Source organism: Aequorivita echinoideorum (assembly GCF_018476645.1).
In the GTDB taxonomy this organism is placed as follows: domain Bacteria; phylum Bacteroidota; class Bacteroidia; order Flavobacteriales; family Flavobacteriaceae; genus Aequorivita; species Aequorivita echinoideorum.
The window spans coordinates 238,391-252,761 of record NZ_JAHCTB010000003.1; the positions used below are offsets into that span (position 1 = coordinate 238,391).

Consider the following 14,371-nt stretch of genomic DNA (forward strand, 5'->3'; position numbering starts at 1 on the left):
ATTTATAATTTTCTTTAGTCCAGTTTTTTAATAGGCCAATTTAAATTTCCTGATGCACTAATATAGTTTTTATATAAAAATCAATAGTGTGGTAGCTCGCCGTTATCTTTTATATTGGTTACATAATTATATAGGTTTAAATCCATAGTAATCCAATACTCTTTTTCAGCATCAACTTTTTGTTTAAGACCCTTGATTATTTTTAAGGATAAATTTCTAAAATCTTCCGCTACTTGAGATAAATCGTGTTCATAGAGCTCGTAATAGTCATCTTTGAAAACCTGTTTGCTTTTTAATTTCAACTCTCTTAAAGACAGAATTGGATGCTCAATTAATAAATAATCAGCAATAAAAAAGTAATTGCGATGCATCGCTTCAAAAAAGATTAAATCCACAGATTCTATGGGCAAATGATAATCCCTGTAACTATGCTCATCTTGAAAATTGTGATAATGTTCCAATGTTGATAAGAACGTTTTCATTTCATTTTCAAAGAGATTTCTTGAATCTTGAAAAGCATATCTCAATCTGAAAAGTGATGGTCCCGATTTTTTATCAAAAAAGTCCATATCTTTTGATATAGAATAATTAAAGGTCTTTTGCTTTGCGAAAGCAAAAAAATTCTTTTTTATAAAATTTTTGACTGAAATAAAATACATTTCTTTTTTTTCATTGTCCGTCACACAGAGAAATACTGGTACTGGAAAGCGATACCAATAATTACTTGTCGATATTTTTATATTGGAAATAGTCAATGTATTATCCAAATTCCAATTTATATTCTCTTTAGATTTGAGTTGTATTGATGCTAAATCTCCTGTTAATTGATTTTTCTCATTTACCAATTCTACATAACAGTCGATACCATAATCTCTTTCAGTAACGTCTCTAACTATCCAATTGTCCGGAATGTGGTTTGCAAATATTTTGAACGATGTTGATTCAGAAATATGTTGAGGTACTCTTTGTGGTAATTGCATATATTGGTATTTTTCTGTTACTTCTATAATTAAAAATTTTAATCCCACTTCATCTTCTGCAATCTAACAGCATTCAATATCGCCAATAAAGCCACGCCAACATCCGCAAAAACGGCTTCCCACATTGTGGCTAAACCGCCTGCTCCCAATATTAAAACCACGGCTTTTACACCAAACGCCAAACCAATATTCTGCCAAACAATTTTTCGGGTAGAGCGTCCAATTTTTATGGCTCTTGCAATTTTGCTGGGTTGGTCTGTTTGGATGATAACATCTGCCGTTTCAATGGCCACATCACTGCCTAAACCTCCCATTGCGATACCAACATCGCTTGCGGCCAAAACTGGCGCATCGTTGATGCCATCGCCAATAAAGGCCACTTTGTTATCGGTTTCTGCCATCAGTTTTTCAACTTCCCTCAACTTGTCTTCCGGCAATAAACCGCCTTTTGCACAATCCACGCCCATTTCCTTGGCCACTTGTTGGGTTATGGAATCTTTATCGCCCGAAAGCATAATGATTTTGGAAATTCCGGATTTGCGGATTTGTGCTATGGCTTCGTGGGCATCATCCTTTAACTCGTCTGCAATAATGACGTAGCCAGCAAATTTGCCCTCAATGGAAACCATTACTATAGATTCCACAATAGCGTCAGTTTCAGAAGGAACTTCGATGCTATTCGAAGTCATCAATGCTTTGTTGCCCACCAAGACGGTTTTACCATTTACCGTTCCCTTTAGACCTTTTCCCGCAACTTCATTGACGTTTGTAGCCTCAAAATCCTCACCATCGGCTTTGAATTCCATAATTGCCTTGGCAATGGGATGCGTGGATTGCTCTTCCATCGCCATCAGGTACTTCATAAATTCAGGTTCTTCCCAATCAATGGCTTTGATGTCCTTGATTTTGAAAACACCTTTGGTCACAGTTCCTGTTTTGTCCATAACAACCGTTGTTATTTTGGTCATTTCATCCAAATAGGAAGCACCTTTAAACAGAATTCCATTTATTGAAGCTGCTCCCAATCCACCGAAATAACCCAAGGGAATTGAGATTACCAAAGCACAGGGACAGGAAATGACCAAGAAAATCAAAGCTCTGTATAACCAATCGTTAAAGACATAATTGTCCACAAAAAAATAGGGTATAAACGTCAAACCAATTGCCAAGAAAACCACAATTGGTGTATAGATTCTTGCAAACTTTCTGATAAACAATTCGGTTTTTGATTTTCGGGCGGTTGCATTCTGCACCATATCGAGGATTCGGGCAATGGAACTGTCCTTAAATTCCTTGGTGGTCTCGATTTCTACAACACCGTCCAGATTGATGCTTCCCGCAAATACTTTTTCGCCCTTGGCAATGGTATTGGGTTTGCTTTCGCCTGTTAGGGCTGCCGTGTTAAATGAGCCTTTTTCTGATAATAAGATACCGTCCAAAGGGATTTTTTCGCCTACACGAACTTGCACCTTTTCGCCAATTTCAACGGTTTCGGGATTTACAGACACATAATCATTGTTCCGATACACCAAGGCTTCATTGGGACGCACATCGAGCAATGCCTTTATATTTTTTTTTGCCTTGTTGACCGCCGCGTTCTGAAACAGCTCGCCAACGGCATAAAACAACATTACGGCCACACCTTCCGGATATTCGCCAATGGCGAATGCGCCAATGGTTGCAATGGACATCAACAGAAATTCCGTAAAAAAATCGCCTTTTACAATGCTGTTCCAGCCTTCCCTGATTACAGGAAATCCAACGGGAAGATATGCCACGACATACCAAACGATGCGAATCCAGCCCGAAAAGTAGGGGAAGGTTTCGAAATAATCGAACGCAATGCCTGCGATGAGCATTACAAAACTGAAAATTGCTGGCAAATAAGTTCTAAACTTGCCAAGATTTTCGGGATTGCTGTGATTGTGGCCATCCGAATCGGAATGTTCGCCTTGATGTTCTTTTGGGTCTAAATCCCGAAGGTTTCTTTTTTGTTTTATCATTGGTCCAATTTTATTGTGCTATCCATTTTTTAGCTGCTTCTTTTTCTTTTAAATCGAAGTATTTCACTTCCGAACTTGTAAAGAAATCGGTAGCTTTTGCGACCCATTCCTCCCATTTCTTTTCGCCCACAAAAGCCATTTTTCATAATCGGAAATGTGTGCGCTATCTACTTTAATATCTTCCCAAAAGCCTTTTAAGGTATAACCTTCAAAATCGTGCATTTCAAAATAGAAATGAACTTTTTGATTGCTTTTCAGGATTTGGTGGATACGGGAATGAATGGACTCCACATCGGTTTTAGAGATTTTGCCTTCCAAAATGGCGGCAATAACATTTTCCTTTTCTGAATTCAATAACTGTATCATAATTTTAAATTTTAATCAATGTAGTGATATAATCAATGCAATGGAAGTGCAAATAAATTGCTATCCACCAAGGTCATAAAACCATTCCTCTGCTCTTATAATAGCTTGTTTCAACGCTTCTTTTGCTGAAAGGTCTTTCTCTTGTACAAGTTCCTTGGCAATTTCGAAGGCTTTTTCGCGTACTGTTGAATTTAGGGCATCCAATTCCGTTTTGAAATCATCAAACATCCAGTCCATAATACTCGATTAATGTTTAAACAATTCGTTTTCATCTTTCACATCTATGTCTTCTTTGGGTCTTTTATCCAAAAAGTAATCCAACACGATACCCACTACAATGGCACCTACAAATGCGGCATATACTTGCCAATCATATTGTATAATTAAAGATAGGCTAATAAATATTGCCAAAATTGGCAGTATTGGCACTTTCCCAATAGTCAAAGGAACTTTAAATGGTCTTTCTTTATCAGGTGCTTTGAAACGCAATACAATGAGGGCAATGTTTACGGCTACAAATACGAGCAGCGCACCCAACGATGACATTCCCGCTACGATTTTAATATCGCCCAACAACATAAATCCCGCAACTGCCGCCATAACCACAATGGTGGTGACCCACGGCACTTTTTGTGCATTGGTCTTGGTCATAAACTTTGGAAGTTCACCCACACTTGCCATTCCGAACAGCAACCTGCTAATGGAAATAATACCGCTAAAGGCGGCATTTGCCGTGGCAAAAAGAGCTGCGACCGCCAAGGCAATAGGCAACCAACTGTTGAGATTGGATGCTGCAAGTGATAGTGGCGAATCTACTTTTGCCAGTTTTGATGGGTCAGCAATATTAAGAACCGTAAAAGCTATGAGCAAATAGATTACGGTGGTAAAGACCATTGTCAATAGAAAGGCACGAGGTATGGTCTTGCCAGGGTTTTTCACTTCCGAACCCAATGATGCCATATGCTCAAATCCGGTATAGACAAAAAACAATGTTGCAGTAGCTGCCAACGTACCCGAAAAGGATTCCACTTCGAAAAATTCTGCTTTTGGCGGACCAGTTTCAGCCAGACCGACTGCAATGAGAATGAATAAACCCAACAACTGTATGCTAACCATTATAATATTGGCAGTAGATGATTTCTTGATGCCCGTAATGCTTATCAATGAAAGGACTATCAACACGCCATAACTTATCAATAAGGAAGGTACACTAAAAAAAGTGTTGAAATATCCCGAAAAGGCCAGCAAAACAGCGGCTATTGTGGCTGAACTGTGAAAGGCAAGAGTCCAGCCTGTTAGAAAGGACGGTATATCTATCTTTGGAAATGCTTTGCGTACAAAAATGAATTCGGCACCTGCATTGGGATAGGTAGAGGACATTTCTGCATACGACATTGCCGAAACACTTGCAGCAATCGCAGCGAAGAAAAAACTCAACCAAAGGTCTGTACCCGCTTGTCCTGCGGCCGCACCAATAACGGTATAAATTCCCGCGCCTACTATAGTACCAACACCATAAAAGGTAAGGCGAAGTGTTCCGAGTGATTTTTTTAATTCGGCCATACTAATTTTTTTTTATTGATTTGATTGGTTACTGCATTTCTCACAAATCCCCTTGACCACAAGGTTTACATCTTCGGCCAAATAGCCGTCAGGTAAATTAATATGTGGGATTTTATGTTGCGTGAGGCAAACCGTTTCATCGCAATTGTTGCAATGGAAATGTAGGTGCAAATCCTGTTCAATCTCGCAGTTGCAACCGGGCTCGCAGAGTGCATATTTAGTGGTTCCAGTGCCATCTTCTATTTGGTGCACGATACCTTTTTCCTCAAAAGTTTTTATGGTTCGGTAAAGGGTGGTGCGTTCCGCTTTGGCAAAAGCGTTTTCAACATCGGTCAATGCTACCGCTGTATCCTGCTGTGCCATATATTTGTAGATAAGGATGCGCATTGCGGTTGGCCGAACGTTTTTGTGCTCTAAAAATGTTTCAATTTCATTCATAAACATCTCAATTTATCCCTGTTTTTTCTTCAACGACTCTCCCGTTTTAATCTGAAAAGCGTCTTCAATATCCATCATATAGATAATTCCATCGCCCTGCTCATTGGTCTTTCCATTGGCAATGATAAGGTCTATGGCATCTTGGGCCTCTTCGTTTTGGCAGACCAGTTCCAACTTTACCACAGGACTGTCGGTTACGTGAAAATCAAGCGAGGGTCTTGCACCCTTTGCCTTAAACGCTCCCGTGCCTTCTGCCTGTGAAAGTGTCATACTCTTAAACCCGTTTTCGGCCAAAGCTTCGATTACTCTTTGGATTCGGTTTGGTTTTATAAATGCTTTTATCTCTTTCATCTTTCTAAAATATTTCATAAAATGGAAGATGGAATGCCTCAATTATCTTTCTATGTTGATATGAAAATTGTCAATAGGCATTTCATCTGAATATCGTTTTGTTTTAAAATTTACAAATTTTTAATGGTCGTGTTCCAGTTCGCCCTTGACCATTTCGGACGAGAGCGTATAGGCTCCTTTTGTTACCACCTTGATTCCTTTCGGGACATTTGCCGGAAGGTTTATTTCCACAAAATCCAAATCTGTAATGCCTGTGCTTACAGGTATCATTTTAAATTTTATTTTGTTCGCTTCCTTTTCGCCATCTTCATCCAAAATAAAAATAAAGGATTGTTCGCCTTCTTTGATAATTGCATCCTCGGGTACGGCATAGACCATTTTTTCATCTTGGGCAATTCTACCTTCCACATACATTCCCGGAAGAAGTTCTTTGTCTTCATTATGTACGTCTGCGTGAACGTGCAAGGCTTTTGGGTCTGTTTCAAAAGTTTTACCTATGGCGTGAATTTTTGCCTTTAAAAGCTCATTTGGTTTTGAAGCCACCGTAAAATATATTTCCTGCCCTTCTTTTACTTTATGGATGTCCTTTTCATAGACTTTAAAGTCGGCGTGGATTTCTGTATTGTCACTTACCGTGAACATTTTGGTCTGTGGCGCAACGTAATCGCCAAGGCTGACCATTACTTCATCCACAAAGCCACTGATGGGCGAGGTAATGGGTACTGCCGAATAGATTTGCCCTTCCAAAACTTTACTGGTATTGATGCCCAGAAGTTTTAGTTTGGAACGCAATCCATTGACACTTGATGTGGTAGAACGAAATTTGGACTGTGCCAGTTGAAATTCCTTCCCTGATGAAACGCCCTTTTCGTGTAGTATTTTTTTTCGTTCAAAATCCTGTTCCAAAAAGACCAGTTCATCGTTCTTTTCCTGAAATTCCTGTTGCATTGTAATGATATCTGGATGTTCCAAATATGCCAATACCTGACCTTTGCTCACTTTGTCGCCTTCTATGACAGTGATGGAACGGACATTTCCACCCACAAAGGGACTTATGTTGGCCCTGTCCTGTGGAAATAATTCCAATTGGCCAGTAACTTTTATGGTGTTTCCCAAATTTTTTTGTTCCAATGGTTTCATTTCAAGACCAATGGTTTCTGCCTGTGCCTGGGTAATGGCTACCACGCCTTCTTCATTTTCGTGTCCAGCTTCCTCGCCTTCAGAATGCTCGGACGTTTGCGTTTCGTTGTGGTCCAATTTGCTTTCAGCTTTGTTGTTGCAAGCCATTAATAAGGCTATGGCCATTATTGAACTGATTATTTTGATATATTTCATTTCCTGTTTCATTTTAAGATTATAGATTGCCCAATTGGTACTGCACCTCAATGGCCTGTTGGTTGTATTGATTGATATATTCCAAATGTGTTTGCTTTATCCTGATGGCACTGTTAAGGATGGTGATATAGTTCACATAATCTATTTCGCCTTCCTTGGATGCCAGTTCTGCGGTTGTTATTTGTTCTTCCGCCAAAAGCAATGCGCCTTCTTCATAATACTGCAATATTTTCTGCGTTTTTTCAAGGGATTTGAACAATTGCGACACCCTACTTTCGGTGGTTGCCTTTTGCTCCAAATATTGATTTTCTGCCATCATTGCATCTGCCTTGGCTGCCTTTACCCGTGATTTTTGCGGAAAAAACCACAACGGAATACTGATTCCTGCCTGATAGGTATTGAATCCCGAAACATCATCCACAACCTGCCGTCCATAAGAAAAGCTGAATTTTGGCAGCAATTCCGATTTTTCAACGCCCACATTGGCTTTACTTACTTCGGCTTTCTGCAACGCATATTGCAATATTGGGTTGTTTGCCACCGAAGTTGAATCCAAAGTTGCCATAAAATCCAATGGCTCATAAAAACCGTCCACCGTTTCGATGGGTTCATCTGTTCCCAAATATTGTTTTAGGGCACGCTTGGCAATTTCAATATCATCATAGGCTTGTTGCCTCAACACTTGAATCTGTTGAAACTCTGAAGAGGCTGAAATAAATTCCAACTTACCAGTTTCTCCCGTGTCATAACGAAGTTGGGCAGCGGTCTTGAAATTGGCATAAATACTGTCCAATTGGTCTGCAAAACGCAACTGTGCCTTGTAATAATTAATGTGGTCGTATGCTTGCATCACATTGCGCACCAACTGTTGCTCACTCGCTACGTAAAACTTCTCTCCCAAGGCAATGCGCTCTTTATAAAACTTGGATTTTGAAAATCCAGAAAGCAAATCTATGTTGCCCTGTTGCACACCAATGGTAGTTTGTACCCCGGGAAGATTATTGCCATATTCTTCCTTGCCCGTAAAAACTTGGGTGCTTCCAAGGTCAAAACTGGTGCCTTTCATAGCCTTTTCCCTTTCAATAAAAGCTTCACTTTCCTTAAGCGATGGATAATTCTTTTTTGCCAAAGCGATGGCTTCATCTACCGTCAAGGTCTTTGGAATTGTTACATCTTGATTGGTGTCTTGGGCCACCGCAGTTCCGGAAGCCATCAAACCACCCACCATCAACAACACGGTTACAATGTTCGTGGATTTGTTGATATAGCTTACATCGCCATTAGTATTGTTTCGTTCCTTTCTCGATTCCAACCAATAGTACAATACCGGAAGGACTACAAGTGTTAAAAATGTTGCTGTGAGCAATCCGCCAATAACCACCGTTGCCAATGGTCGCTGTACTTCAGCACCACCAGAGGTAGAAATTGCCATTGGGATAAAGCCCATAATGGCCGCCGTTGCGGTTAGCAAAATTGGTCGCAACCTTTCGTGTGTTGCTTCGTATATTCGTTTTTTTAAGTCTGTCATTCCACTTTCTTTTAGTTCATTGAATTTGTTTATCAGTACCAACCCGTTCAATACCGCTACTCCAAAGAGCACAATAAATCCGACTCCCGCTGAAATACTGAAAGGCATTCCCCTTATCCAAAGGGCAAACACGCCACCAATGGCCGCCAAAGGAACTGCCATATAAATCATTAGTGATTGGGAAAACGAGCTCAACGCAAAGTAGAGCAATATGAATATTAGGAAAAGAGCGATAGGTACTACAATCATCAATCGGTCTGATGCACGTTGCAGGTTCTCAAACGAACCTCCGTAGGTTACAAAATAACCCGGTGGCAGTTTCACTTCCGTTTCCAGTTTTTGCTGTATCTCCTCGACCATCGATTTTACATCACGCCCACGAACATTGACCCCTACCGAAATACGACGCGAGGTATTGTCCCTTGAAATCTGCATTGGACCGGGCTTATAGCTGATGTCCGCTACTTCCTTTAAGGGCACTTGCGCTCCGTTTGGTAAATCGATATATAAATTTTTAAGGCTATTGATGTCCTGTCTGAAGTCCTTCGCCAAACGAATGACCACATCAAAGCGTTTTTCGCCTTCAAAAATCACCCCTGCCGCTTCTCCTGAAAAGGCGGCACTTACATAATCATTCAGCTTATCAACGGTTACTCCGTACTGTGCCATTTTTGCACGATTGTATTCTACAGTCATTTGTGGTAAACCACTCGTGGCTTCCACATTGAGGTCGGCGGCACCGGGAACTTTACGTATGACTGCCGCAATTTCCTGTACCTTATCTGCCAACACGCCCAGATCTTCTCCGTACAATTTAATGGCCACGTCCTCACGAACACCCGTAAGCAATTCGTTAAAACGAAGCTCCACAGGTTGCGTAAACACGAAATTTACACCGGGAACAACTGAAATTTTTTCCTGTATTTTTTCTATGAGTTCTTCTTTGCTATCTGCGGAAGTCCACTTGCTCTTATCCTTTTCAAGAATGATATAGCTATCGGCAATGTCCATTGGCATTGGGTCTGTCGGTATTTCGGCCACACCAATCCTTGAAACCACTGTTTTTACTTCAGGAAATTCATTGATTAAATTTTGAAGTTTTTTTGAGGCTTCAATAGATTCCGTAAGACTGCTCCCTGGTTTTATCAAAGCCTGAAATGCAATATCGCCCTCATCAAATTTAGGTATGAATTCGCCACCCATATTGCTGAAAATAAATCCTGCAATCAATAACAGCCCTACCGCACCAATAATGACACCAGCCCTAAAGCGAAGTGCGAAATTGAGCAAGGGTACATACGCCCTGTTCAACCCTGACATTATTTTATCGCTGAAACCGTCAATCCTGTTTTCAAATTTGGCGAACCAACTATTCTGATTTTTGGCAGGCTTTAGGAACATTGACGAAATCATTGGCACGTAGGTAAGACAAAGGATAATGGCTCCCAAAACCGCAAATCCGAAAGTAAATGCCATTGGACGGAACATTTTTCCTTCTACACCAGTCAAAAAGAGAATCGGTGTAAATACGATAAGGATAATAAGCTGACCGAAAAAAGCCGAATTCATCATCGTGCTTGCTGATTCATAGGCTATTTCATCCATTTCTGGCTGGCCAATGGCAGTTGTGGTTTTCTTCATCCGTTGATGGATGTGGAACACCATACCTTCCACAATGATTACCGCACCATCCACGATGATTCCAAAATCGATTGCTCCCAAGGACATTAAATTTGCCCAAACGCCAAATTGTTTCATCAAGATAAAGGCGAAGAGTAATGACAGTGGGATTACCGAAGCCGTAATTAATCCACCACGGAAACTTCCCAAAAGCAAGACCAAAACGAAAATCACAATCAATGAACCTTCAATAAGGTTTTTTTCAACGGTGCTTGTGGTCCTTCCGATAAGTTCACTTCTACTTAAAAACGTATCTATGTAAACGCCTTCCGGCAGGGATTTTTGTATTTCTGCAATGCGCTTCTCCACATTTTCGACCACGTTACCAGGGCTTTCGCCTTTCAGCATCAGTATTTGTCCCCCAACCGTTTCGTGTCCATCTTGGGTAAACGCACCATAGCGCACTTGATTCCCATAGCCCACTTTTTCGGCGACATTCCGCACTAAAACAGGGCTTCCGTTTTGTGTGGTTACAACGGTGTTTTCCAAATCTTCAAGGCTACGCGCCAAGCCTTCGCCACGAATGAAATTTGCTTGGTGGTTTTTTTCAATATAAGCACCACCAGTATTGGCATTGTTTACTTTCAGGGCTTCAAAAACCTGATTCATTGTAATGCCAAAACTTTTCAGCTTATTTGGATTTATGGCAACTTCATATTGTTTCACATAGCCTCCAAAAGCATTGACCTCTACCACTCCAGGGACTAATGCCATTTGGCGTTTTACAATCCAATCCTGTATGGTACGAAGCTCCATTGCATCATATTTATCTTCGTAGCCTTCTTTTAATTTTAAGGTGTATTGGTAGATTTCGCCCAAACCTGTAGTAATGGGTGCCATAAATGGCGTGCCGAAGCCTTCGGGGATTTCTCCAGCGACTTCGGTCAATTTTTCTTGCACCAATTGCCGGGGAAGATAAGTGCCTGCCTCGTCCTTAAAAACAATGGTAACCACAGAAAGACCAAAACGGGAAACGGAACGCAACTCGATAACATCAGGAAGGTTTGCCATTGCCAATTCTACCGGATAGGTTACAAATTGCTCAATATCTTCAGTCCCTAAATTTGGGGCAACGGTAATAACTTGCACTTGATTATTGGTAATATCGGGTACAGAACCCAGATTTATAGTGGCCATAGACCAAATGCCTGTACCTACCAATGCCACTATAAAGAGCCCAATAATAAACTTGTTATTAATGGAAAATGAAATGATTTTGTTAATCATAGAAAAAGTTTAATGAATTATAAATAGTAGTAAGTTGACCACGATTGATATGGGCAACAATAATTTATAAGATACCTGCCGTTGCAGATATTTTTATTAAACTCGTGGGGGTTGAAAAAGGGATTCCAGATATCTGGAATTTAGATGAAATGTGTAGAAATTAAATTGATTTTGCGCCTCAAAGGAAACATCAGTAATTAATGTTGGCTGAAATGGCGCGAAGAATACAAAATGCTGGCAACATTGATGGCTTGTATGGATAGGTACATCCTCGTGGTCTGAATCCTGATGATGGTCTTCAGATGTTCCATCGTCGTTGATGTAATCTTCATAAACATATTTTATAAAGGAATAGCCATCAACCTCTTTATGTTCTTGATAATGGGCAACGAAGTGTGATAATTCTTCTAATTGCTCACAAACTTCCATATTGGCCGCTATTCCTTGAAAAAGGAATAGGAATGACATTGTTATGGAAACGATGATTTTCATAAAGCTTGACAAATATACAAAAATTGAAATGCAACTGGTGTGCAAAATCTATATGTGTCTAATTCTATTCAATTTCATCTGTTACACTACCACAATTCAACATATCAGAACCAAAATAAGGATTACGGATGTCCATATCCTTACTCAACCAATAGGCACCCAAGTTATTGTTTGCCATTGGACAAAAATCCACATATACTTTTTGGTTGATGCCAAAGGTTTTTACGGCATTGATTAAATGTGCGGATAAATGAATGAAATGTTCCCGTTGTTTTTTGATATCCGAAGTGTTGGCTATGGCACTTGTGGATGCCTTCAATTCTTTTTCCAGAGTCATCCAGTGTTTATGTGCATCATCCTTCAATAATTTCATATCCACTTTTTCAATACTTTTTTGCAACCCGTTTGCTGATTTTTTTGCTGTTTCGGCATCATCATTTACAAGTGCTTTATCCACTGAAACATAGTTTTCAAAAACAGTATTGAGCTGTTCCTTGAATTTAGAGGAAACTTCCAGACGCTTGGTCATTTGGAAATGGTCTGTTGTTGAATTGCCATTGGCATTTTCCATACCCAAATGTACTTCGTGACCTGTCATTGTTTTGCCTCCTTGGGTGTTCATCATAGATTTTTTGCCTTGTAATTGTGCGGCGGCATCTACTGTAAATGTGCCGTTCGTTACTACTTCATCCCCATTTTTAAGCCCTTCGGTAATGGAATAAACATCGCCATTTTTAGTACCTAAAGTAACTTCCCGCATTTCAAAAACGGGCTCGTTTGGGTTTGTTTTGATATATACCAATGAGCGTTCGCCTGTCCACATAACCGCAGTAGCCGGGACCGTTATTTGCGAATCCATTTTATTTCCTTTTGACATCTGTACTTTTGCCGTAACGAACATTCCGGGTTTCAATAAATCTTCTTTATTGTTCAAGGTGGCTCGAACCGAAACTGTTCTAGATTTTGTATTTAAAACTGGGTCAATAAACGAAACAGTTGCCTCAAATTCCTTGTTGGGATAAGCGTTGGTAGTAACATTTATTTTCTGTCCTTCCTTTAATTGTGAAATTTGACGTTCGTAGGCATCAAACATCGCCCAAACGGTTGCCAAATCGCTTACTTTTACAATGGGCTGGCCTTGCTTTACATAGTCACCTTCTTCTGCCATTTTTTGGGAAACTGTACCCGAAACCGTGGCATAAATGGGGAAAATTTCACGCACTTTGCCAGAACTTTCAATTTGGTTGATTTGGCTTTCAGACAATTTCCACAATTTTAATTTGTTACGGACGGCTTTATACAAGGCAGGTTGTGATTCCTTCATACTTGCTGCTGTCAACAATTCCTGCTGTGCTGCAACAAGTGTTGGCGCATAGATTGTTGCCAATAATTGCCCTTTTCGCACTTCCTCGCCCGTAAAATTGACGTTCAGTTTTTCAATACGGCCTTCAAAATAACTTGCTTGAACTGCATTGGCCTCTTCGTTCGCCATTATCTTTCCGGAAAGCTGCATTGTATTTTCATCTGTTCCTGAAACATTGCCAACAATTGTGGTTTGGATATTCGCCAATGCCATTGCGTTTTCGGTCATTTTTATTTCGTTCATTGCGAGTCCGTCTGCACCAGTTTCGGCAGGAATCAAGTCCATCCCGCAGATGGGACAGTCGCCGGGTTCGGGCTGCATAATCTGTGGGTGCATTGAGCAGGTCCACATTTGGTTTTGTTCGTTGGTACTGTCCGACATATCGGACACATCCTTGGTGTTTGAGTTTTCTTCAGCAGACTTGCCGAAAAAGACATAGCCCAATATTAAACCAGCGGCCAAAATGGCGATGTAGATGATGTATTTTTTCATAATTAAATTGTTTAAACCTACAAGGTGGCCTTCGGCAACACCTTGCAGGTTTGGTGTGTGATTTATTTTGCGGCTTCCAAACGTTTTATCATTTCTTTCATTTCGCCTATTTCTTTACGTTGTGCTTCAATAATGTCATCTGCCAATTTTCTGACCTCTGGATCTTTTATGTCAGCTCTTTCACTCGTTAAAATTGCAATTGAGTGATGGGGAATCATTGCCTTCATCCAAAGGATATCTCCAATAATAGGACTTTGAGCCCTTACCAAGCCAAGTGCGCTAACAAAAAGCACTAAACTTCCCAACAAAATTGCGATGTTTTTTTTCTTGTTTTGGTACATTTTCCGCATAAAAAACCACATTATTACTGCCATACAGGCAATGCCCAAACAACTCATATAGAAACGTGTGAGGCTAAAGTAAACGTGGTCAATTTGATACGTATTTAGGTACATTGTGATGTACATCGCGATAAAAGATGCGACGAGCATCAAAATGAATTTTGTGTAATTGCCTTTGCTTTTGTGTTGATTTGAATGTTCCATAGTTTTTG

Annotated in this window: 11 protein-coding genes and 1 pseudogene; all 12 read right to left on the reverse strand. The window is 40.2% G+C overall.

Translation table 11 applies throughout. The features are described from left to right. Positions 1-80: 80 nt before the first annotated feature. A complete protein-coding gene (locus KIV10_RS07885) occupies positions 81-980 on the reverse strand; it encodes a DUF4365 domain-containing protein (protein WP_214112963.1) in 900 nt (299 codons plus the stop codon). Positions 981-1,018: 38 nt separating this feature from the next. Beyond that, entirely contained in the window at positions 1,019-2,983 is a 1,965-nt protein-coding gene (locus KIV10_RS07890; RefSeq protein ID WP_214112964.1) for a heavy metal translocating P-type ATPase, read from the reverse strand. 10 nt (positions 2,984-2,993) lie between these two features. Further along, positions 2,994-3,349 (reverse strand): annotated as a pseudogene (locus KIV10_RS14070) (STAS/SEC14 domain-containing protein). Between the two features lie 60 nt (positions 3,350-3,409). Then, a complete protein-coding gene (locus KIV10_RS07900) occupies positions 3,410-3,586 on the reverse strand; it encodes a hypothetical protein (protein WP_214112965.1) in 177 nt (58 codons plus the stop codon). Positions 3,587-3,595: 9 nt separating this feature from the next. Beyond that, positions 3,596-4,912, reverse strand: coding sequence for an APC family permease (locus KIV10_RS07905; RefSeq protein WP_214112966.1), 1,317 nt, complete (start codon positions 4,910-4,912; stop codon positions 3,596-3,598). Positions 4,913-4,924: 12 nt separating this feature from the next. Further along, positions 4,925-5,350, reverse strand: a complete 426-nt coding sequence (locus tag KIV10_RS07910; RefSeq protein ID WP_214112967.1) for a Fur family transcriptional regulator — start codon at positions 5,348-5,350, stop codon at positions 4,925-4,927. A 12-nt stretch (positions 5,351-5,362) separates the two neighbouring features. Further along, the gene (locus KIV10_RS07915; RefSeq protein WP_214113217.1) at positions 5,363-5,701 is read right to left on the reverse strand and encodes a P-II family nitrogen regulator; all 339 of its coding nucleotides are present in this window, start codon (positions 5,699-5,701) and stop codon (positions 5,363-5,365) included. A gap of 120 nt (positions 5,702-5,821) precedes the next feature. Then, a complete protein-coding gene (locus tag KIV10_RS07920; RefSeq protein WP_214112968.1) occupies positions 5,822-7,036 on the reverse strand; it encodes an efflux RND transporter periplasmic adaptor subunit in 1,215 nt (404 codons plus the stop codon). Positions 7,037-7,055: 19 nt separating this feature from the next. Further along, entirely contained in the window at positions 7,056-11,471 is a 4,416-nt protein-coding gene (locus KIV10_RS07925) for a CusA/CzcA family heavy metal efflux RND transporter (protein WP_214112969.1), read from the reverse strand. A 96-nt stretch (positions 11,472-11,567) separates the two neighbouring features. Continuing rightward, positions 11,568-11,939 (reverse strand): hypothetical protein, encoded by a 372-nt coding sequence (locus tag KIV10_RS07930; RefSeq protein ID WP_214112970.1) that lies wholly within the window; start codon positions 11,937-11,939, stop codon positions 11,568-11,570. An 88-nt stretch (positions 11,940-12,027) separates the two neighbouring features. Continuing rightward, positions 12,028-13,818: an efflux RND transporter periplasmic adaptor subunit gene (locus KIV10_RS07935; protein ID WP_214112971.1), complete on the reverse strand. Its 1,791-nt coding sequence runs from the start codon at positions 13,816-13,818 to the stop codon at positions 12,028-12,030. 62 nt (positions 13,819-13,880) lie between these two features. Beyond that, positions 13,881-14,363: a DUF305 domain-containing protein gene (locus KIV10_RS07940; RefSeq protein WP_214112972.1), complete on the reverse strand. Its 483-nt coding sequence runs from the start codon at positions 14,361-14,363 to the stop codon at positions 13,881-13,883. Between the last annotated feature and the right edge of the window lie 8 nt (positions 14,364-14,371).